General features: G+C 40.3%; 27 protein-coding genes and 1 pseudogene. 19 read left to right on the top strand and 9 right to left on the bottom strand.

What is annotated here, in order from left to right; all coding sequences use genetic code 11:
* The first annotated feature begins 82 nt into the window (after nt 1–82).
* The 6 genes from ablB to M3234_RS23665 all read left to right on the top strand — a co-directional run bounded on the left by ablB (nt 83) and on the right by M3234_RS23665 (nt 5441).
* Nucleotides 83–937 carry a putative beta-lysine N-acetyltransferase gene (gene ablB, locus M3234_RS23690; RefSeq protein ID WP_262307084.1) on the top strand — a complete coding sequence of 285 codons (855 nt, stop codon included), beginning with the start codon at nt 83–85 and terminating at the stop codon, nt 935–937.
* Between the two features lie 60 nt (nt 938–997).
* Nucleotides 998–2386 (top strand): sigma-54 interaction domain-containing protein, encoded by a 1389-nt coding sequence (locus M3234_RS23685; RefSeq protein WP_262307083.1) that lies wholly within the window; start codon nt 998–1000, stop codon nt 2384–2386.
* 169 nt (nt 2387–2555) lie between these two features.
* Nucleotides 2556–3989 (top strand): lysine 2,3-aminomutase, encoded by a 1434-nt coding sequence (kamA, locus tag M3234_RS23680; RefSeq protein WP_262307082.1) that lies wholly within the window; start codon nt 2556–2558, stop codon nt 3987–3989.
* Nucleotides 3990–4004: 15 nt separating this feature from the next.
* Nucleotides 4005–4283 (top strand): YokU family protein, encoded by a 279-nt coding sequence (locus tag M3234_RS23675; RefSeq protein ID WP_262307081.1) that lies wholly within the window; start codon nt 4005–4007, stop codon nt 4281–4283.
* Nucleotides 4284–4389: 106 nt separating this feature from the next.
* Entirely contained in the window at nt 4390–4611 is a 222-nt protein-coding gene (locus tag M3234_RS23670) for a YozE family protein (protein ID WP_262307080.1), read from the top strand.
* A 134-nt stretch (nt 4612–4745) separates the two neighbouring features.
* On the top strand, nt 4746–5441 hold the full coding sequence (locus M3234_RS23665; protein WP_262307079.1) for a hypothetical protein: 696 nt from the start codon (nt 4746–4748) through the stop codon (nt 5439–5441).
* Between the two features lie 6 nt (nt 5442–5447).
* Here the strand turns inward: M3234_RS23665 and M3234_RS23660 are convergent, their stop codons facing one another.
* Nucleotides 5448–5630, bottom strand: a complete 183-nt coding sequence (locus M3234_RS23660; protein WP_262307078.1) for a hypothetical protein — start codon at nt 5628–5630, stop codon at nt 5448–5450.
* Between the two features lie 140 nt (nt 5631–5770).
* On the opposite strand from M3234_RS23660, the gene M3234_RS23655 reads away from it, so the two are divergent.
* The 5 genes from M3234_RS23655 (at nt 5771) to M3234_RS23635 (ending at nt 8342) form a co-directional block, all read left to right on the top strand.
* Nucleotides 5771–5944: a YozD family protein gene (locus tag M3234_RS23655; protein ID WP_082692969.1), complete on the top strand. Its 174-nt coding sequence runs from the start codon at nt 5771–5773 to the stop codon at nt 5942–5944.
* Between the two features lie 167 nt (nt 5945–6111).
* Nucleotides 6112–6288, top strand: coding sequence for a hypothetical protein (locus tag M3234_RS23650; protein ID WP_172799226.1), 177 nt, complete (start codon nt 6112–6114; stop codon nt 6286–6288).
* Nucleotides 6289–6300: 12 nt separating this feature from the next.
* Complete coding sequence (locus M3234_RS23645; protein ID WP_262307077.1) at nt 6301–7119, top strand: serine/threonine protein kinase; 819 nt, start codon at nt 6301–6303, stop codon at nt 7117–7119.
* Complete coding sequence (locus M3234_RS23640) at nt 7106–7876, top strand: sporulation protein (RefSeq protein WP_262307076.1); 771 nt, start codon at nt 7106–7108, stop codon at nt 7874–7876. The genes M3234_RS23645 and M3234_RS23640 overlap by 14 nt, the downstream gene beginning before the upstream one ends.
* 157 nt (nt 7877–8033) lie before the next feature.
* On the top strand, nt 8034–8342 hold the full coding sequence (locus tag M3234_RS23635; protein WP_066313357.1) for a YodL domain-containing protein: 309 nt from the start codon (nt 8034–8036) through the stop codon (nt 8340–8342).
* Between the two features lie 43 nt (nt 8343–8385).
* Here the strand turns inward: M3234_RS23635 and M3234_RS29400 are convergent, their stop codons facing one another.
* Nucleotides 8386–8514, bottom strand: a complete 129-nt coding sequence (locus tag M3234_RS29400) for a hypothetical protein (RefSeq protein ID WP_285858642.1) — start codon at nt 8512–8514, stop codon at nt 8386–8388.
* 194 nt (nt 8515–8708) lie between these two features.
* Between M3234_RS29400 and deoD the strand changes: the two genes are divergently transcribed.
* From deoD to M3234_RS23615, 4 genes and pseudogenes are all read left to right on the top strand, one after another.
* Entirely contained in the window at nt 8709–9413 is a 705-nt protein-coding gene (gene deoD, locus M3234_RS23630; RefSeq protein ID WP_262307075.1) for a purine-nucleoside phosphorylase, read from the top strand.
* Nucleotides 9414–9633: 220 nt separating this feature from the next.
* Entirely contained in the window at nt 9634–11112 is a 1479-nt protein-coding gene (locus tag M3234_RS23625; protein WP_464515037.1) for a lmo1851 family serine protease, read from the top strand.
* Between the two features lie 322 nt (nt 11113–11434).
* Nucleotides 11435–11623, top strand: a pseudogene (locus M3234_RS23620) (transposase); the annotation flags it as partial.
* Between the two features lie 139 nt (nt 11624–11762).
* A complete protein-coding gene (locus tag M3234_RS23615) occupies nt 11763–12581 on the top strand; it encodes a hypothetical protein (RefSeq protein ID WP_262307073.1) in 819 nt (272 codons plus the stop codon).
* 63 nt (nt 12582–12644) lie between these two features.
* Here M3234_RS23615 and M3234_RS23610 read toward each other — a convergent pair whose 3' ends face one another.
* The gene (locus M3234_RS23610) at nt 12645–12890 is read right to left on the bottom strand and encodes a DNA alkylation repair protein (RefSeq protein ID WP_262307072.1); all 246 of its coding nucleotides are present in this window, start codon (nt 12888–12890) and stop codon (nt 12645–12647) included.
* Nucleotides 12891–13000: 110 nt separating this feature from the next.
* Here M3234_RS23610 and M3234_RS23605 point away from each other — a divergent pair, with 110 nt between their 5' ends.
* Nucleotides 13001–13480 carry a FixH family protein gene (locus M3234_RS23605; protein ID WP_262307071.1) on the top strand — a complete coding sequence of 160 codons (480 nt, stop codon included), beginning with the start codon at nt 13001–13003 and terminating at the stop codon, nt 13478–13480.
* Nucleotides 13481–13508: 28 nt separating this feature from the next.
* On the opposite strand, the gene M3234_RS23600 is transcribed toward M3234_RS23605, so the two are convergent.
* Genes M3234_RS23600 through M3234_RS23585 form a run of 4 tightly spaced genes read right to left on the bottom strand, consistent with a single transcriptional unit; the run spans nt 13509 to nt 14755 of the window.
* Entirely contained in the window at nt 13509–13700 is a 192-nt protein-coding gene (locus M3234_RS23600) for a hypothetical protein (RefSeq protein ID WP_262307070.1), read from the bottom strand.
* A 53-nt stretch (nt 13701–13753) separates the two neighbouring features.
* Nucleotides 13754–14227 (bottom strand): Hsp20/alpha crystallin family protein, encoded by a 474-nt coding sequence (locus M3234_RS23595; RefSeq protein ID WP_262307069.1) that lies wholly within the window; start codon nt 14225–14227, stop codon nt 13754–13756.
* Between the two features lie 27 nt (nt 14228–14254).
* A complete protein-coding gene (locus M3234_RS23590; protein WP_262307068.1) occupies nt 14255–14497 on the bottom strand; it encodes a spore germination protein in 243 nt (80 codons plus the stop codon).
* A 15-nt stretch (nt 14498–14512) separates the two neighbouring features.
* Complete coding sequence (locus M3234_RS23585) at nt 14513–14755, bottom strand: spore germination protein (RefSeq protein WP_066313391.1); 243 nt, start codon at nt 14753–14755, stop codon at nt 14513–14515.
* Between the two features lie 192 nt (nt 14756–14947).
* On the opposite strand from M3234_RS23585, the gene M3234_RS23580 reads away from it, so the two are divergent.
* Nucleotides 14948–15742: an SDR family oxidoreductase gene (locus M3234_RS23580; protein ID WP_262307105.1), complete on the top strand. Its 795-nt coding sequence runs from the start codon at nt 14948–14950 to the stop codon at nt 15740–15742.
* A 105-nt stretch (nt 15743–15847) separates the two neighbouring features.
* Nucleotides 15848–16009, top strand: a complete 162-nt coding sequence (locus tag M3234_RS23575) for a hypothetical protein (RefSeq protein WP_262307067.1) — start codon at nt 15848–15850, stop codon at nt 16007–16009.
* Between the two features lie 162 nt (nt 16010–16171).
* Here M3234_RS23575 and M3234_RS23570 read toward each other — a convergent pair whose 3' ends face one another.
* Together M3234_RS23570 and M3234_RS23565 are read right to left on the bottom strand one after the other, a co-directional pair.
* Nucleotides 16172–16729: a GNAT family N-acetyltransferase gene (locus tag M3234_RS23570; RefSeq protein ID WP_262307066.1), complete on the bottom strand. Its 558-nt coding sequence runs from the start codon at nt 16727–16729 to the stop codon at nt 16172–16174.
* Nucleotides 16730–17033: 304 nt separating this feature from the next.
* Nucleotides 17034–18161: an amidohydrolase gene (locus M3234_RS23565; RefSeq protein ID WP_262307065.1), complete on the bottom strand. Its 1128-nt coding sequence runs from the start codon at nt 18159–18161 to the stop codon at nt 17034–17036.
* A gap of 171 nt (nt 18162–18332) precedes the next feature.
* Between M3234_RS23565 and M3234_RS23560 the strand changes: the two genes are divergently transcribed.
* Complete coding sequence (locus M3234_RS23560) at nt 18333–18656, top strand: DUF4870 domain-containing protein (RefSeq protein ID WP_262307064.1); 324 nt, start codon at nt 18333–18335, stop codon at nt 18654–18656.
* Nucleotides 18657–18820: the final 164 nt, after the last annotated feature.

The raw sequence follows: 18820 nt of genomic DNA, 5'->3' as shown, positions 1-18820 counted from the left end.
ATGACAGGTATGATGTACATGGAATGTCTGGCTGCAAACATGGCCAGGCATTTTTTCGAATCGTTATACGAGGGGTGAAGAAATGAATCAGCAGGCTACTACCTTAATTCTAGAAAACTTTGGTTATTATCTTGCGGTCTATACCGATCCGTTTAATAAAAGAATCCGAGTAGATGATTATCGTGGGAATCTAAAGCAGGCACTTGAAGAGGCGGAAATCCTTGTCCGCAAGCACAAGGCTGAAAAATTAATTGTTAAAGGCCGAAAAGAGGATACTCTTAAACTGTTTGAGTTTGGTCTGCAGCCTGAGGCAGTGATAGACCGCTATTTTCACGGCTCAGATGCCATTTTATTTTCAAAGTTCTACACATCAGACCGAAAGCATAACAATCATTGGCTTATGGAGGACGGAATTGTTCATTCGATTTATCAATTGGATTCTTCGTCACTAAAGTCCACTCCACCAAAGGAATATCAATTGAAAAAGGTGAATGAAACACATGCTGAACAGCTCTCCGCTCTTTACTCTCAGGTGTTTCAAATCTATCCGACACCACTGCAGGATTCCGAATACATTAAAAAGACGATGAAGGAAGGGACGCTATATTATGCTTTCTTTTATCAAGAAAAAATCGTCAGTGCTGCCTCAGCCGAAATAAATGGATTTTACAAAAATGCCGAATTAACCGATTGTGCAACACTGACCGAGCATCGAAAATATGGGTTAATGAAGCTGATCCTACAGGAACTTGAGGGAGAGCTGCAACGGAAAGGGATTTTTTGTGCTTATTCGATAGCAAGATCGCTGTCGTTTGGGATGAATGCCGTTTTATACCAGCTTGGATATTCCTACCGAGGCAGGTTAATGAATAACGTCTATATTTATGACAAGCTTGAAAATATGAATATGTGGGTAAAGGATTTGGCAGGCTGCTAAAATTTCGGCTTTAGATGACAACTTTTCGGCACCCCATTTTAAGGAAGGGAAGGTGAAAGGATGGGGCAATTAACCGTATTAACCCAGGAAGTTTTAACGGCAATTCTGAAAAGTATTGATGAAGGAATCCATGTGGTCAATACGGAGGGGAAAACGATTTATTATAATGAAGTGGCCGCCAGACATGATGGCGTTGAGGTTGTCGAGGTGCTTGGGAAACATTTATTCGAGGCTTTCCCGTCGTTAACCGAGGATTCAAGCACGCTGTTAAGGGTGATCAAGACAGCAAAGCCAATCTATAATCAAACTCAGGTTTATGTCAATCTGCACGGAGCAAGGATTGATACGATCAATACCACCCTTCCCATCCTTCTTGGTGACGAAGTGATTGGCGCGGTGGAAATTGCCAAGGATTATTCACGGATGAAGCTGCTTTCGGAGAGATTGCTTGATCTGCAAAAAGGGCGAAATAAAAGCAGGAAGAAAAAGCTGCCAAAGCAGGTTAAATACACGTTTAATGACCTGAAGACGGTGAATTCCGCCTTTCAATTTCTAAAGGAAGAGGCTAGGAAGCTGGCAAAATCTGATTCTCCGATTCTCGTATACGGAGAGTCCGGGACGGGGAAAGAACTTTTTGTCCAAGGGATCCATGATGAATCCCGCCGCAGCAATGGCCCATTTATTGCGCAAAATTGTGCGGCCATTCCTGAATCACTACTTGAAAGTATTTTGTTTGGCACGGCGAAGGGGAGTTATACCGGGGCGGTTGATCGGAAGGGTTTATTTGAGCTTTCCGATGGCGGAACGCTGTTTTTGGATGAGCTGCATACCATGCCAATTGAACTGCAGGCGAAGCTGTTAAGGGTATTGGAGGATGGGATTGTAAGAAGGGTTGGAGGCTCGGAGAATATTTTGGTTGATGTCCGCGTAATTGCCGCAGTAAATGTCCATCCAGGCAAGGCGCTGCAACAGCAGCTGTTGCGGTCCGACCTCTATTACCGGTTAAACGTATTTACGTTTTCGCTCCTGCCGCTTCGGGAAAGAAAAGAGGATATTTTGTTTTTAACCGATTATTTTATTGGGGAGTTTAACAGTAATCTGCAGAAAAACATTCAAGGTCTGGATCAACAGCTGCAATCATTTTTCCAGGAATACCAATGGCCGGGGAATGTCCGTGAACTAAAGCATACAGTTGAATATATGATGAACGTTTGTGAGCGCGAGCTCCTGGGTATCGAGGATTTGCCGGTCATGTTAAAACAGTTGTTAAGCCCTGCCCGTCGAAATCAGAAGCCTGAGAGCCTGTCATTAAGAAGAAATCTTGATGAGCTGGAGAAAAGTCTGATCATGAAAGCGATGGACCAGTGTGACGGAAATATCAATCAAGCAGCCAAACTTTTAGACATTCCCAGGCAAACCTTACAATATAAACTAAAAAAACGATCATGATAAAACGCCGATTTTTCGGCGTTTTTTTTTGCTTCATTCTCAAGCTCGGAATGGGCCTCGCCCGCAATGTCTTGCTGTTAAAGCAGTTATGAAACGGGCACCTTCAGTTTAAAGCCTTGGCACGGTTCTTGCATATTATGTTAGCAAAGCAGGATAGGAGGAACAGAACATGAAATCATTTGTTTTTAAGCCGAAACGGCATTGGAAGGATATAGAGCTTTGGAAAGATGTGACGGAAGAGCAATGGAACGATTGGCTGTGGCAGTTGACCAATACCATCCGTACATTGGATGATCTGAAAAAGGTGATAAATCTTACCCCTGATGAAGAGGAAGGCGTAAGAATTTCCACGAAAACTATCCCCTTAAATATTACACCCTATTATGCGTCTTTAATGAACGCTGATGACCCGCGCTGTCCCATTAGAATGCAGTCGGTGCCGGTTTCAAAGGAAATATACAAAACGAAATATGACCTTGAAGACCCGTTATATGAAGACGAAGATTCTCCTGTTCCCGGGTTAACACATCGATATCCTGACCGTGTTCTTTTTCTTGTCACCAATCAATGCTCCATGTATTGCCGTTATTGTACAAGAAGGCGTTTTTCCGGGCAGATAGGCATGGGGGTGCCGAAGAAACAGCTTGATGCCGCTATTTCTTATATCAGACAGACACCCCAGGTACGCGATGTGTTAATTTCCGGCGGCGATGGGCTGCTTATCAATGATAATATTTTGGAATACATTTTGAAAAATCTGCGGGAAATTGACCATGTTGAGATTATTCGAATCGGTACCAGAGCACCAGTCGTGTTTCCGCAGCGAATTACCGAAAACCTGTGCAATATATTGAAAAAATACCATCCGGTTTGGCTGAATACCCATTTTAATACCTCAATTGAAATTACAGAGGATTCAAAACAGGCCTGCGAAATGCTGGCCAACGCCGGTGTCCCGGTCGGCAACCAATCCGTCATCCTTGCAGGCATAAATGACAGTGTACCGATCATGAAAAAGCTGATGCATGATCTCGTAAAAATTCGCGTAAGACCTTATTATATCTATCAGTGCGATTTGTCTGAAGGAATCGGCCACTTCCGAGCACCGGTTTCGAAAGGGTTGGAAATTATTGAAGGCTTACGCGGCCATACAAGCGGATATGCTGTGCCTACCTTTGTCGTTGATGCACCAGGCGGCGGGGGGAAGATTGCCGTGCAGCCGAATTATATCATTTCGCAAAGTCCGGAAAAGGTTGTCCTTCGTAATTTTGAAGGCGTCATTACCTCCTATCCTGAACCGGAAAATTATGTTCCAGGCAGGGCAGAGGATTATTTTAAAGAAGTTTATCCTGACATGGATGAGAAAAAGTCGCTGAACGGCATTGCCGGAATCATGAATGACCAGCATTTTAATCTTGTTCCTGAAGGACTGTCGCGGTTAAATCGCCGCAAGGAATACAACCAAGACCCGGCTCATGCGACATTAAAGGATAAGCGAAGCAAACGGGATGAACTAAAGGAAAAGAAATTTCAAGCTTTACAACAAAAGGATGCTCCAAAAGGCGAAGTTCAAAAAACGACTGTGGAAACTAAACAGGAATAGGAGTGACGTTCAAAAGTGCTTTGTGAATGGTGCAATAGTTTAAATGTCACGAGGACGACTAGTTCAGTTTATTGGGAATTGCCTGATGGTACTGGGGCGATTGAAATTACTAACACACCGACATTATCCTGTCCGGACTGTTCGATGACCTATCAAAGTGAACCAATCATTAAGGAAATTGAGGACCAGTTATTTTTGATAGATTGCAAAAGACTTGGAAAAGTGATTCCTTTCGAGGAATTAATGGAGATTCCAAGATTATTGAAGAAAAATTATTTTGATTTTTCTTCCTGACTGGGACAGCCTGATGAATAGGCTGTCCTCTTTTAATTCTTGCGCGGGGCGATGGTAAGAGATTATAGTAGTTGATAGAACATTTTGTAAGGAAGGCGCCACTATTATGAGCAAATCCTTTTATCATTTTTTAATGAAATATCGTCATCCATCACCAAAAGATACAATTAGCCAATTTGCCAATGATGCTTATTTAGACCATGACTTTCCAAAACAATCAAAAGATTACTACGAGCTGACGGCCTATCTTGAATTAAACGGCCATTATCTGGAATCCATGTCTATTTTCGATGAAGCATGGCAGCTGTATATGATAGCGGAGAAATAATGATAGAAAACTCCTGAATCGCCTCAAATTCTGAGGCGATTTTTTCATTTTCAAAATGCCATGCGCTTTTAAAAAACCTCTCGCATATACTATTGTAATCATTATTCACGACAAGCTTTTAAGGAGGGGAGGAAATGGCGAAGCGGAAAAATCCAAAGTATAAAATTGGTGACACGGTGGTAATCACCATCTACGGGACCGTTGGCCGTGTCACGGATGTAAAATGGCTCGATGGGGATTATGTATATGAAGTAAATAAGAGTCAGGGGTTATTTGTTGAATCAGCGTTGCAGTTAATGTCCGAGTATGACGGTAAAATTATGGAGCAGGAGCAAATCGATATTGAATACAAGTTTTTTATTGGGGATTTGGTGCAGGTTAGCGGCTATGGGGCCGACCTATTTAAAGTCATCGGGTTCCGGACAGAAATCTGGCGCTACAAGGAAGATGCCTGGGAAGATGTCATTTACGAGCTGTCCCGTATAAGCGATGGCGAATGGCTCGAAGTGGACGAAGAAGAACTGACACTGGTTGCTGATGCAGAGAGTGCGGATACATTTGTTCAAAAGCTTGGTCTCCTATACTTAGTGAATAGGCAGGATAAAACCGGGAAAAAACCTAATATTCAACATCAGGGCAGAAAGGCGGAATTCGAGGAAATCTCCCTCAAAAAAGAAAAGAAAGAGCTGATTGATCATCTATTAGATATCTTCAATGATTATCGGATCCTTTATGAATTATTTCATGATCAAGAATATTACCAGGTTATGCGAGTCATTTTGAAGAAATTGGAGAATCTCGTAAGCGACGATGGAAAAAGTCATGTATAGCTGTTTTCAGGTTACGATGAACAATAAATAGATGATAAACGGTATAGCTGTCCATTTAATCAGGAAAAACAAGCTATCGGTAATAGTTTCGAAGAGTTGGAGCGTGATTCCATTCTCTTGATTAACATCTTCAACCCAAGCTTCCAGTTTAAGTTTTAAATTTTCCATAAATATGACCTCCGTATCCATTCCTTTACCACATCATATGCTTGTCCACTATATAAATATGACCAATATTATATTGTGGAGTGTTCAGCCTAATGCATTTAAAAGAAACTAGCATGAAAAAGCTATCGTGGTCATACATTCTGTACAAAGGGGGCGATTGCTTGAGAGAAATTGAGGTGTTTATTGATACAGAAGAAATTGCTGAATTTTTCTTTCATGAGCTTGTAAAAAGGGGATACGTTCCTAGTGAGGAAGAATTGGAAGAGCTTGCGGATATTACGTTTGAATATTTAATCGAAAAAAGTATTATCGATGAAGAAGTTGATGATGAATAATAGGGGGGCCTTTTATCCCCGTGAATAGATGAAGCTAAAAAGACGAGCCGCTGGTGCTCGCTTTTTTATTTTGCATTTTTAAAAAATGGGAAAATACTTTTTTGTGAACGAAACCTATTTTACCTTTTTGCGTATATATGGGTACGAAGGTGGAGGTGGATTGTTGGATGTTTAAAAAAATCCTTAAAGCAATTATCGGAAGTAAGCACAAATCTTATAAATATGGCTCCTCAAGCAATGCCTGGAAAAAGATGAAGCACCATAAGCACAGCCATTTGGGGCATCATCACTACAAAAAGAAACATAAAAGCGGAAGCTTTATCTCCAGTTTCTTCAGCAGTTAGCTTATAAAAACGATGATTAAAAGATTAATAATTGGGATATCAACCTTTTTTGAAAGCCCATTTTCTGTTGATGAGCTAGTTGCGGGGCGCTATAAAGTAGTGGAACATCTGGGGGCGGGCGGCTACGGACACAGCTATTTGGTGCTGGATATGGAAACAGATAAGCAGAAGGTTTTAAAAGCCCTTCGTCTCCATAAACGAAAAACAAAAGCCGGTATAAAAGGGTTTGAGCTTGAAAAACACCTGCTCCTTTCAATCGATCATCCTGGGTTTCCAAGGTACTATGAGGATGGCATTTATAAAAATATCCCGTTTTTTACCATGGAATATATTCAAGGCAAGAATTTTGAGCAGCTCATTTTTGCTGAGGGCTGGAAAATTACCGAAGTTAAGGCGTTTACGATTGCCTATAAATTAATGGAGCAAATTGAATATTTACATGCCCGCAATATCATCCACCGTGATATTCGGATTCCCAATGTCCTTATGGAAGGTTCCACAATTAGACTGATTGATCTAGGACTGGCCCGGCCGCGGCATTATAAAGAGTGGGGCGCAAAGGGCAGCGAAATACGTAAAGAAATCAACTATCAGGCAGATTTTTATGGTCTAGGGCATTTTCTGCTGTTTTTGCTTTATTCCAATCATTCCTTTCCGGAAAAAATGCAGGAAAAAAGCTGGGAAGAGGAATTGGACATCTCAAATCGAGCAAAGCACATCCTTAGACGGCTTTTGCAAATAGAACCTGCTTATGATAATAGCCAGCAAGTGAAGACAGACATTGAAAAAATGATTCAATTTTTAGGGGGAGAAGCAAATGTCGTTCTTTAACAAAGTATTTGCCAGTGTCGGAATTGGGTCTGCAACAGTGGACACAAAGTTGGAGAAGGATACGTATATGCCCGGAGAGATTGTAACAGGTGTAGTAGAAATTAAGGGTGGAAAAATCGATCAGCAGATAGATGAAATTTACCTTGCGTTAAACACAAACTATATTAGAGAATCTGATGACCGTAAATATACAGTAACCGCAACAATTGAGAAATACCGAATCACATCGGCTTTTATGGTTCGAGTAAATGAGCGAAAGGAAATTCCGTTTACATTCCAGCTTCCTTATGACACGCCACTATCAATTGGCCGCTCCAAGGTATGGGTAACCACGGGGCTTGATATTAAAGGCGGGGTCGATCCAAGCGATAAAGATTACTTAAAGATAGTTCCGAATCCATTAATGACGGCTGTATTTAATGCTGTTGAAAATTTGGGTTTTAGAATTCGTGAAGCAGATTGTGAAGAAGCGCCACGGAGATTTCGCGGCCGTCTTCCATTTGTCCAAGAATTTGAATTTGTTCCGACTTCAGGGCCATTCCGCGGCCGGTTGGATGAGCTTGAAATAGTGGTCTTCCCTTCAGGAAATGGCGGACTTGATATTATGTTCCAAGTTGACCGTAAGGCACGCGGTTTGGCTGGGCTATTCTCGGAGGCGCTGGGGACGGATGAAACGAATGTAAGATTATCGGTTTCCAACGCTGATATCCCTTATTTGCAGCAGAAGATTCAAAATGTTATTGGAAGTTATGCCTAATTCATTCATGGAAACAATGGGGCATCTGGGCTCTATTGTTTTTTTAGGCAAAAATTTTAAAAATCGACAAAAATAGTGAAAATTCTATGAAGGAATCGACATGGTCCATCTTTAATTATTAGAATAAATATACAATTCTTATAATTGGAGGGATACCATGATTAGAATGTTAACGAAAAAAAGCGAAATACAATTTGATGTAACGATTTTTCAAACACCAAAACAGCGTGAACGGAAAGGACATAAACAAGTGTTTCGGACAACTATTCATGCCCAAAATCGTGACCACTGCTTAAAAGAAACATTTAGCACCTTTAATGTCACTGACAGGATCCCACCACATTATAAGGGCAGATTCCTTTCAACAGGGGATATCATTCTAATTGATGAAGGACGAGGCGGACAGTACTATTATCAGTTAAAACCAGGCGGATGGTTTCCGATTAACCGAATAAATCTTATGTAACCGATAAAACCTAAGGGAAAAAGCCCCTTAGGTTTTTTGTATTTTATCTTTTTCTGCCGCCGGCAGCACTAAATTCCTTAGCGTGTGCTTCGTGTTCAGCCACAATCGCTTCCGGCGGAATATGATTATTTTTCTTTTTTCCCTGTATGCGGGCGCGATGTTTTTTACCCATTAACGATACCCCCATGAAATACAAAATTCAAGCCAACTCATTGCCAAGCCTCTGAGTCTAATTATAGTTTCCCACATTAGTAAAATTTCATGTCTTTTTCGGCATAAAGGTTTTTAATAAAAAATGGTTTATGGTATAGTGGCTTTGGTGCAAAATGATAAACGGTACCAATTAGGATAGGAGGAAATCAAGTCATGAGTGTACATATCGGTGCAAAAGAAAATGAAATCGCGGAAACGGTATTGCTGCCAGGCGATCCGCTTCGGGCAAAATACATTGCAGAAACTTTTTTGGAGGGCGCCGTCTGCTATAACGAAGTTCGTAATATGTTTGGCTTTACCGGTACATACAAAGGTAAACGGATTTCTGTTCAAGGAACAGGTATGGGTGTTCCATCCATTTCGATTTATGTAAATGAATTGATTAGCAGCTATAACGTCAAAAACTTAATTCGGGTTGGCACTTGCGGCGCAATCCAAAAGGACGTCAAGGTTCGCGATGTCATCCTCGCTATGACCAGTTCGACTGATTCGAACGTTAATCGCCTGACTTTTGGCAACGTTGACTACGCTCCAGTAGCCAATTTTGAGCTGCTAAAAAATGCCTATGATGCGGGTGTAGAGAAAGGCCTTAATTTAAAAGTAGGAAGTGTATTCACGGCCGATTCATTTTACAACGATAATGCCGAATTGGAGAAATGGGCTAAGTATCAGATACTTGCAGTGGAGATGGAAACGACCGCCCTTTACACTTTGGCAGCAAAATTTAATCGCAAAGCATTGTCTATTTTAACTGTAAGTGACCATATCTTAACAGGAGAAGAAACCACTGCAGAAGAAAGACAGACTACCTTTAACGACATGATTGAGGTAGCATTGGAAGCTGCCATTAAGGAATAATGTCAGTATGCCTCTTCCAAACGGAAGAGGTTTTTCTATAGCTGAAATGGAATTTTTTTGCTAAAATAATGATTCATATCGACAAAAATTCGTATATTCTTCTTAATTCATTAACATTTCTTTGTTAATTTTATAAAAAAGATGTTATTCTAAACACTAAGGGCAAGTGTTTTATTAACAAATGGCATTTCTTTATGGTTGAATGAAAGTGGTGAAGGCTTTGGAAGAAGAGAAATTGGATCAAGAAAAAACAGAACAGGAGCAAGTTTCAGAACCAAAATCAGGATATATTCGTTTTAAAAAGTTCCACTTTATCATGCTGTTGTTTTTGATTGTGTTTTTATCAGCAGGCATTACAACAGTAGCCCTATCGTTTGGGGATGAAAAGGTGGTTAAAGTAAATAATGACAGAAAAGAATTTGAAAAGCTTTATGAAGCATTTGATACGTTAAAAAATGACTATTTCAAGAAGGTAAACGAACAGAAACTAATAAACGGCGCCATTAATGGCATGGTTGAATCATTAGATGATCCCTATTCGGATTATATGAGCAAGGATGAGGCGAAAAGTTTTCATAGCAGTATCTCTTCGTCTTTTGAAGGAATAGGTGCCGAAATTCAGCAAAAAGATGGCCATATCGTCATTGTATCCCCTATTAAGGGTTCGCCTGCCGAGAAGGCTGGATTAAAGCCGAATGATATCATTGTTTCAGTAGATGGAAAAAGCCTTCAGGGCATGACTTCTACAGAGGCAGTAACCTTGATCCGCGGCAAAAAAGGAACCAAGGTTGAACTAACGATTTCAAGGCCGGGATCTGACGCGCAGATGATTGTACCAATTATTCGCGATGAAATTCCGATAGAAACCGTTTATGGGGAAATGGTCGATGATAAAATCGCCAAGGTGCAGATTACCAGTTTTTCCACAAACACATCAAAAGAACTTACACAGACACTAAATGATTTGCAAAGCAAGGGCATGAAAGGTCTTGTACTGGATCTAAGACAAAATCCTGGTGGTTTGTTAGATCAAGCTATTTCTATTTCCAGTATGTTCGTTCCAAAAGGGAAAATTATCGTCAAAGAGGAAGACAGAAACGGAAAGATAAAAGAAATCGCTTCGCAAAATTCAGGGAATCCTGACCTGCCGTTAGTGGTCTTAATTGATAAAGGCAGCGCCAGTGCATCCGAGATTCTTGCTGCTGCAGTGAAAGAATCCGCCGGTGTCCCTCTTGTTGGGGAAAAATCCTTTGGCAAGGGAACCGTCCAGACTGCTTCTAATTTTACCGATGGCTCAAATATTAAGTTTACAATTGCGAAGTGGTTGACGCCAAATGGCAATTGGATTCATAAGAAGGGGATTAAACCTGATGTGGAGGTCGCCCTTCCGGAATACGCATCGCTGCCAATCATCAACCCTGATAAGGAATTGACTGTTTCCGCAGCTTCCGAGGAAGTTAAAACTGCGCAAAAAATGCTGAAAGCACTCGGTTTTGACCCAGGCCGTGAAGATGGATTTTTCGACGATAAAACCAAAGAGGCTGTAATCAGTTTCCAAACAGCGAATAACTTGCCGGCAGATGGCATTTTAAAAGGCGAGTCCAGTTTAAAACTGATGGAATTGTTAAGAGAACAAATAAAAGCGAATGATCCTCAAGTGCAAAAAGCCATCGAAGTTTTAAATGAAAGAATGAAATAAAAAAGGTGAAAGAGGCTGTCGAGAAACTTCCGACAGCCTTTATTTTATATAATCACTTTAACAATTAACCGCGTTAATTTGTTATAATGATGTTAATCAAAAACTATTCGATATGTCTGTTGATTTTCGCTCCAGGCACTTCGCTTTCCGCGGGCGTGCCTGGGAGCCTCCTCGGCGCAAGCGCCTGCGGGGTCTCCCAATGCCCCATACTCCCGCAGGAGTCTTCGTGCCTTCCGCGCAAATCAACAGGTATTATTAATAAGTTAAGAATTTAAACCAATAATTATTAAAAATAAGTGGTGAATTCAATGTTTAAGCCTAAGAATACAAATCTGATTCGAAAAAATGTGAAAGCTGCCTATTTTTATCCGAATGCACACGTTCAAAAAATAAGGTCAAAGTAGTAACACGACATGTTTGGGAGGATTACAAGGAAAAGATAAGAGTAAATCGCTTATCTAAATCAGGAAAAGAACTTTATAAATTAGAAAGGAAAAAATTGCCGAGAAATATACCCTTTCTCGACAATCTGAGGCTGTCATTCATAGACAGCCTCTTTTTTTCCAGAAAATCCTCCTTGCGAATTTGCATGATAATTTCCCCTTCTGGCAAATCTTAAAATGTAACATAATGCGTGAGAGGAGGATGCAATGAGACAAGCAGCCTTGATACTATTGTTGTTCTTGTTTACACTGTCGGAGCATGGGATATATGTGTCAGCAAAAAATAGCTCTAATATAGAAATGATGGAATGGAAAGAAGTGGACCAGCTGCTGCCTCGGTATTCAAAATATGTTGTGCTCGATTTGGAAACGGGGAAGAAATTTAAAGTGCAGCGCCGCGCGGGTAGCCGCCATGCTGATGTTCAGCCTTTGACGGCAAAAGACACGAAAATAATGAAAAGTATTTATGGTGGAAATTGGAGCTGGAAACGTCGGGCGATTATCGTTATTTATAAGGACCGGAGGATTGCCGCCTCCATGCATGGGATGCCACATGGTGCAGGTGCACTGAAAAATAACTTTCCCGGCCATTTTTGTATCCACTATTATGGTAGTACCACCCATCGTACACAATCAATGGATTTATCACATAAATTAATGATTTTGAAGGCATCCGGCAATTTGGATGACTATCTTGGCAACGCCAATCCTTATGAGGTAATTGAGGCATATATTGCAGGATTTAAACAGCAGGATACAACAATCGCTTCCATGGCCTCACTTCAACAAGTCAAGTGGCAACCCATAATGAAAAAGATTAATAATGTGGCGATAACGAGAATGGAATTATTGCCGCCTGAGGATTTGACAGAAGAAATAAGCTTGGATGTTCCCATCCAAGTTGATTGGTTGATAAAAAACAAGGGCGGCCAGCGCTTTAATGGAGATATTCATTTGGTTCGTTTTTCCCCTCTGGATGCCTGGAAAGTGGATTCAATCGATTTTATTAGAGAAAATAACCTCTAATGGCAGACAAATGAAAAACACCTTTAGAAACGGAATGCCCGTTAATAAAGGTGTTTTTACCTGTTACATTCGCTGTTCACCGAACTTGATAAATGTCCGCTCATCCTCAATTAAGCCACAGGTGCCGCATTGAACGCGGTATTCCGGTCCTTTATAGGGCAGATGGAACGGCTCCAATTCAGTTTCGGTATATTCCTTGAGAATGGAGCCTGACGTTGGGTCAAGCTTGACTGATTGGGCAACTTGTTGAATAATATTAAACCTGCTTCGGTTTGAACGGCAATTAGGACATCTGTAGGGTGTAGACATAGAATCCTCCTAGTTGGCTTAGTGAAATTTATTTTTTGCAATAATGTTGGTAAATATGTACAATGCAAGTGAAGGGAAACGAGAATGGAACAATCTAGGGGTGATACGGAATGAAAAAGTATTTAGCAGGTATGATATCGCTATTATTGTTGCTATTGGCTGCTTCATGCAGCAATGACAACAATGAGCAAAATACACCATTGCCGGAATTATTGGAGGTTAAGCTCACGGTTAATCCGGAAAAAGCCGAACCAAATCAGGCAATCGTATTTGAGGCAAAGGTAACACAAGGAAAAGAAGAGGTGACCGATGCAGATAAGGTAACCTTTGAAATTTGGCGGGCACATGATGAAAAACATGAAAAAATAGACGTAAAACATAGTGAAAACGGAATCTATCGTCTTGAAAAGAATTTTGACCGCGAAGGAACATACTATATCATCTCTCATGTTAGTGCTAGAGATATGCATAATATGCCCAAGAAAGAATTTGTAGTAGGTACGCCTAGTGAACCAGAGGACGCCAAATCAACCCAACCTATGGAAGGCATGGATATGAAAGATGACCATGAGGCAGACAATGGCCATTAAATAACTAAGACAGCCACTCAAGGCTGTCTTAGTTATTTGCTTTTTCAGCAATTTTCCATTTCATTTGCTTTAGTTTTTCCTCGATTATTTCCGAAATATCGCCCTCATACGTAGTGCCGATATTCAAATGGCCGGTTATTTGATGAATATTGACTTCACCGAAATGTATGTTGACACTCATCTCTTTAGGGATCACTTGTTTAACAGAATCAATACCCATAGTTCCTCCTGATAGGATTGGCATGACTTGCAGCAATAAGCAAAATCATTAGTTTATAAAATTTCCGATACATCAATTTGTGAATACTGCATATCTATATTTTTAGGGATCTTCACCTCCAATATCCCATCTTTAAAATTGGCGGAGGCCCCCTTTTTTTTCACAATTGCTGGAAGGGTAATCGTATGCTGGTCTTCAGGGTTAGGGATATTTGCCACAATTAGCTGATTCGACGTGTGGTAAAGCTTTAGCTTCTTTACCCAGTCCTCATTTTTAATTGGGATTCTGACAAATACATAGTCATGTGTTTCATAGGCAGAGGAGTTTAATCCGTCGGTTGACGTTTGTCCTGCTCCGGACATTGGCATATTTCTGAACATCTCTTGAGGATTCATCATGCCGTTCATGTTTGCTGGCAGCACTTTTCCGATAATGTCTTGAACATATTTGTCGATTTCTTGCGGATTCATTTTTTGCAAGGCATCTTTCATATCTTTATTAAAAGGAAACATATTCCAGGGAAACATAATTTTTCATCCTTCCATTGCAATTATTTAAATTTGATTCAAAATTGGCGCTGATGGGTTGGCGATCTGGTCTTGGTCGGAAACATCGATATCTGTATAACCATTTAAATGCAGTGAAGTAGATGGGGATAAATCACCAAATGCGGCATTCGTGCCAATTAATTTTGTATTGGAGGTATGGCTGTTTTGGACAATCGGGCCAAAATCAATATTGCCGTTATTATTGATTGCATTTGACTTAAGGTTAAAGATATTTATTTGAAAAGGCATTGCTTTCAGTCCTTTTTATATGGGATTGGAATAGACATTGGATGGATTCGCGATATCTCCCATATCATTAATGTCCGGATCAATGAATACATTTTCCATGGCAGCAGTCGGCGGTGCAAAATCCCCATACGATGAATTTTGCCCCTGCGATTTTGAATTGGCTGTATGAGCATTATGGAGGGCATCACCGATGTTGACAGACCCGTTGTTCGATACACTGTTAATTTTCAGGCTAAAAATATTGATTACAGTCTGCATGCTGTCACATCCTTCAGTTTTGTTCATACACCCATTCTATGCAGATGAATGCCCAATCGTTATTATTTAATGGAGGAATCTCCGTTCGGGACTCTATTTCCAAATGTTCAAATGCAAATATTTGCATATATAAATGAATCTTTTTAACATAGAGTAAGAAGTGAAATTATAAAGCAGAGAGGTAATGGTTTGGTGAAAATAAAAACCGCTTTGGTTACAGGAGGAGCTTCCGGAATAGGAAAAAAAACGGCTCTCTGTTTGGCTGAAAAAGGATTCCAGCTAGTTATTAATTATCGAAACAGCGAGTCAGAGGCGAAATCTTTGGCTAGGCAATTAACCGAACAATATGGGACAACAAATATTGCTGTTCAGGGGGATTTATCTGTTCAAAAGGATTGTATCCACTTAGTAAATGAAATCTTTTCTGTTTTTGATACGGTGGATGTGTTAGTCCATAATGCAGGCCCTTACATCCATGAACGAAAACGGATGACCGACTATTCCTTCGATGAATGGAACTACCTGATTAACGGTAATTTAAATGCCGTATTTTATCTGTCCAAGCTGATTCTTCCAAGTATGCGAAGCCAAAAATGGGGCAGAATCATTACCTTAGGCTACGATAGGGTCGAAACTGCCCCAGGATGGGTTTACCGATCAGCGTTTGCAGCGGCGAAAACAGGGCTTGCTTCTTTGACAAGGACGATTGCGATGGAGGAAGCAGAATTTGGAATTACAGCTAATATGGTTTGCCCCGGAGACATTACTAACGAGTGGAAAGAAAAAAATATCAAGGAAGCCCTTCATGAAATAAGTGGAGAAGGGACGGGCAGACGGCAAGGTACGGGGGAGGATATTGCCAGAGTCATTGCCTTTCTGGTCGACGAGGCATCCGATTTTATCACCGGAAGTGTCTTACCGGTTACTGGAGGGATTGACGTACTGGGTAAGGTCTTTAAATTACCTGGTGAGCATGGAACAAATTAATTTCTCAAAAGGTATTTATAATTTTTTGAACAATTTGATATTCATGTATGAAACATGCTCCTTTTGAAGATAATAAGAAGTAATCATCGAAGAAAGGAGCAAAGAATGGTGAGTTTTAACCTCAATAGAATCAATCCCAATCAAACTCAAGTGTTTTTTCATGATGGCCGTTTTGAAACCTTGACAAACGAGGAACTGCAAGAATTTTTGCTCCAAATGGGTCTAAGTGAAGTAAACGAAGCTGTGGAGCAAAGCATAACGGAATAATAACCTTAATAATTAATAAAAAAAGCAATCGGAGATAAACCCGATTGCTTTTAGCAAATAAGAAATTATGAAATTTTAACTATTTCATAATTTCCTATGTCATATAAATTCACTACGCCTCTGTCTTCGTCCTACCGGACTCGCCAATCGGCGAGTTTACATTTACGCTTCCAGCCGCTGTGATGTATCTTGTTCAGCGCTATTTCGTAACAGATGTAATGTATATAAGTCTTTGGGAATCTCATATAAGTTAAAGATATCGCCAGATGCATTTATTTCAGAGTACAGCAATTTTCTAGTTTCGTTCGCATTGATAACATATGGCAATTTCTCAGCTGCTTTAATGGAACGAATATTTACCTTTCGGATTCGCATATATACTGTTTCAATACCCAATTCATAGAAAAGCTCCTGAAAAAAGGCTTCCTTCGCCAAATTATTGTACCCTTTTCCATGATAGGGCTTGCCCAGCCAAGTTCCTAAAAATCCGGCATTTTCTTCAATATCATATAAACTGATTGTCCCAATTGGTGCTCCCCATTCATCCAAAATCGTCCGGGAAATGAGTTCCCCCTGTTCCTCGGCCTCGATGGTCTGCTTGGTGATGAACAAAAATTCTTCATAGGAAGCCGCCTTATGACGCACAAAAGGGAAGACATCAGGGTGCGTCATTAAATCATACAGAACGTGGCTGTCGTGAACATCGCGTTTCTTTAGCATGAAAACCCCTCCATTAGGGCATTCCGATTCCATAACAAAAGAAACGGCCCACCCTCGAAATTTTTTTAAATTGAAAAAAAATTTCGGGGTGGGAATCGAACCCACTAGAACCAGTAAACTGGTGGCGCACCATTTGCCTTCCCATCTATCCAGATTTTGTTTTTAGCTGATTATGTGAGAAAAACCTCCATGAATTTCGCTTTAAAACAGTTTTACCTAAAGTATAATAACCGAAAAAAAGAAAAAAAGAAATAGATTTTTTTTTCATTTTCTCTTAAATTTTTTTCCATTTTTCAACAAAATTCTACTCGTTGGCAAATACAAATTCACCGGCAATCATGGTCCATTTTGGTTTGGCTAAGTAATGAAAAGGATGATGGCTCCAGAGGACCAAATCTGCATCCTTCCCGGGCTCGATACTGCCGATTTGCTCATCTATTTTTAAATTTCTTGCTGGAAGAATCGTAATTCCCTCGAGAGCCTTTTGTTCTGAGAGCCCTTCCCTAACTGCGAGGGATGCGCAAAGATTTAAATATTGGATTGGAGTATAGGGGTGATCGGTGGTAATCGATACCTCAACACCATGTTCTGTAAGCTCCTGATACGTTTTCCATGTTTTATTTTTTAATTCAATTTTTGATTTCCTTGTCAATGTTGGTCCGACCGAGACCTTCAATCCCATACCAGCCAGTTCATCGGCAATCAAATGGCCTTCGGTACAGTGCTCAATCCTCAAATCAAGATTAAATTCTTCCGCCAGCCTCATCGCTGTGATAATATCGTCTGCGCGATGGGCATGGATTCTGACTGGAATCTCCCGTTTTAATGCCATTATCAGCGGGCTGATTCTTAAGTCTTCCGGATTGTCGGTGTGAATGGCTTGATAGAACGCTTCCCTAAGCATTCCCATAATGCCCATTCTGGTAATCGAGTCGCTATTCCCATGGCTGTGAATCCTTTTTGGGTTTTCGCCCAAGGCAATTTTTAAGGCTGCTGTTTCTTGGACAATCATTTTTTTAATATTCTTCCCCGTCGTTTTAATGATGGAAGTGGTGCCGCCAATTACATTTGCGCTTCCGGGCATAATATGGACGGTTGTGATTCCGCTTTTGATAGCATCCTTAAAGGCAGGGTCCAGTGGATAGACGCCATCAATAGCCCTGATATGTGGTGTCAACGCTTCGGCCGTTTCGTTGGCATCGTTTCCTGCCCAACCCGTACCTTCATCATACAAACCCAAATGGGTATGAACATCTATAAAACCAGGAAACAGGTAAAGTCCGGAGCAATCAATGATTTTAACGTCTGTTTCGGTTATAAGATTGCTTCCTATTTGAACGATCTTCCCATTTTGAATTAATACATCTCCACAAGGAATCGGTTTTGCGGTAATGGGATATATATAAGCATTTTTTAACAATAATTTTGTCATGATAAAACCTTTCTAAACATGATAATGGTATTTAAACCATTTTAGCAGGTAGAATATAAGGACGAAAAGTAAAAAAACTGCAAAATTACAGAAATTTCTATAATACATGAAACTTTACGGGCAAACATGCGTAAATAGTAAGAAAGCAGTAATTTTAAGGGGGAAACCTAAATGGTTACAAATGAGGAAAGAACGTTCGCTGTTGTATTGTATGTGCTTAATTTCTTTGCTCCGGTGATTGGACCGTTGATTATTTGGTTAATAAAGAAGGATGAGTCTGCATTTATAGATTATCACGGCAAAGAGTATTTTAATTTTATGATCTCCTATTTTATTTACTCAGTTGTGAGCGGAATCCTGGTTTTGGTTTTAATTGGTGCTCTGCTTCTGTGGGTATTGGGGATTGCAGCCTTCATTTTTAACATAATTGCCGCTGTAAAGGCATATGAAGGGCAACATTACCGCTTCCCGCTTATTTTCAGGCTAATAAAATAAATAATGTTGAATGATAGCCCGGCAACTAACTTGCCGGGTTTTTTCTGTTAAACGAAGTCTTTATCGCTTAAATAGCAGAGTCTGGAAAAAGGAGTCTTCTTTATTTTTTAATAGAAATCTTCTATCATTTTTTCATCCAACCGTAAATAAACTGATATAAGAGG

The organism is Neobacillus niacini, assembly GCF_023715785.1.
GTDB lineage: Bacteria > Bacillota > Bacilli > Bacillales > Cytobacillaceae > Neobacillus > Neobacillus niacini_E.
This window is presented reverse-complemented; position numbering and strand designations above follow the sequence as displayed.

Excerpts from the sequence above, each read along its gene's own strand:
- M3234_RS23565 (WP_262307065.1), bottom strand. The coding sequence starts at position 18,161 with ATGACAAAATTATTGTTAAAAAATGCTTATATATATCCCATTACCGCA.
- M3234_RS23600 (WP_262307070.1), bottom strand. The coding sequence starts at position 13,700 with ATGGGTATTGATTCTGTTAAACAAGTGATCCCTAAAGAGATGAGTGTC.
- M3234_RS23615 (WP_262307073.1), top strand. The coding sequence starts at position 11,763 with ATGAGACAAGCAGCCTTGATACTATTGTTGTTCTTGTTTACACTGTCG.
- M3234_RS23665 (WP_262307079.1), top strand. The coding sequence starts at position 4,746 with ATGGCGAAGCGGAAAAATCCAAAGTATAAAATTGGTGACACGGTGGTA.
- M3234_RS23660 (WP_262307078.1), bottom strand. The coding sequence starts at position 5,630 with ATGGATACGGAGGTCATATTTATGGAAAATTTAAAACTTAAACTGGAA.
- ablB (WP_262307084.1), top strand. The coding sequence starts at position 83 with ATGAATCAGCAGGCTACTACCTTAATTCTAGAAAACTTTGGTTATTAT.
- M3234_RS23610 (WP_262307072.1), bottom strand. The coding sequence starts at position 12,890 with ATGTCTACACCCTACAGATGTCCTAATTGCCGTTCAAACCGAAGCAGG.
- deoD (WP_262307075.1), top strand. The coding sequence starts at position 8,709 with ATGAGTGTACATATCGGTGCAAAAGAAAATGAAATCGCGGAAACGGTA.
- M3234_RS29400 (WP_285858642.1), bottom strand. The coding sequence starts at position 8,514 with ATGGGTAAAAAACATCGCGCCCGCATACAGGGAAAAAAGAAAAATAAT.
- M3234_RS23595 (WP_262307069.1), bottom strand. The coding sequence starts at position 14,227 with ATGTTTCCCTGGAATATGTTTCCTTTTAATAAAGATATGAAAGATGCC.
- M3234_RS23560 (WP_262307064.1), top strand. The coding sequence starts at position 18,333 with ATGGTTACAAATGAGGAAAGAACGTTCGCTGTTGTATTGTATGTGCTT.
- M3234_RS23650 (WP_172799226.1), top strand. The coding sequence starts at position 6,112 with ATGTTTAAAAAAATCCTTAAAGCAATTATCGGAAGTAAGCACAAATCT.
- M3234_RS23570 (WP_262307066.1), bottom strand. The coding sequence starts at position 16,729 with ATGCTAAAGAAACGCGATGTTCACGACAGCCACGTTCTGTATGATTTA.
- M3234_RS23605 (WP_262307071.1), top strand. The coding sequence starts at position 13,001 with ATGAAAAAGTATTTAGCAGGTATGATATCGCTATTATTGTTGCTATTG.
- M3234_RS23590 (WP_262307068.1), bottom strand. The coding sequence starts at position 14,497 with ATGCCTTTTCAAATAAATATCTTTAACCTTAAGTCAAATGCAATCAAT.
- M3234_RS23645 (WP_262307077.1), top strand. The coding sequence starts at position 6,301 with ATGATTAAAAGATTAATAATTGGGATATCAACCTTTTTTGAAAGCCCA.
- M3234_RS23575 (WP_262307067.1), top strand. The coding sequence starts at position 15,848 with ATGGTGAGTTTTAACCTCAATAGAATCAATCCCAATCAAACTCAAGTG.
- M3234_RS23640 (WP_262307076.1), top strand. The coding sequence starts at position 7,106 with ATGTCGTTCTTTAACAAAGTATTTGCCAGTGTCGGAATTGGGTCTGCA.
- M3234_RS23635 (WP_066313357.1), top strand. The coding sequence starts at position 8,034 with ATGATTAGAATGTTAACGAAAAAAAGCGAAATACAATTTGATGTAACG.
- M3234_RS23670 (WP_262307080.1), top strand. The coding sequence starts at position 4,390 with ATGAGCAAATCCTTTTATCATTTTTTAATGAAATATCGTCATCCATCA.
- M3234_RS23685 (WP_262307083.1), top strand. The coding sequence starts at position 998 with ATGGGGCAATTAACCGTATTAACCCAGGAAGTTTTAACGGCAATTCTG.
- kamA (WP_262307082.1), top strand. The coding sequence starts at position 2,556 with ATGAAATCATTTGTTTTTAAGCCGAAACGGCATTGGAAGGATATAGAG.
- M3234_RS23585 (WP_066313391.1), bottom strand. The coding sequence starts at position 14,755 with ATGCAGACTGTAATCAATATTTTTAGCCTGAAAATTAACAGTGTATCG.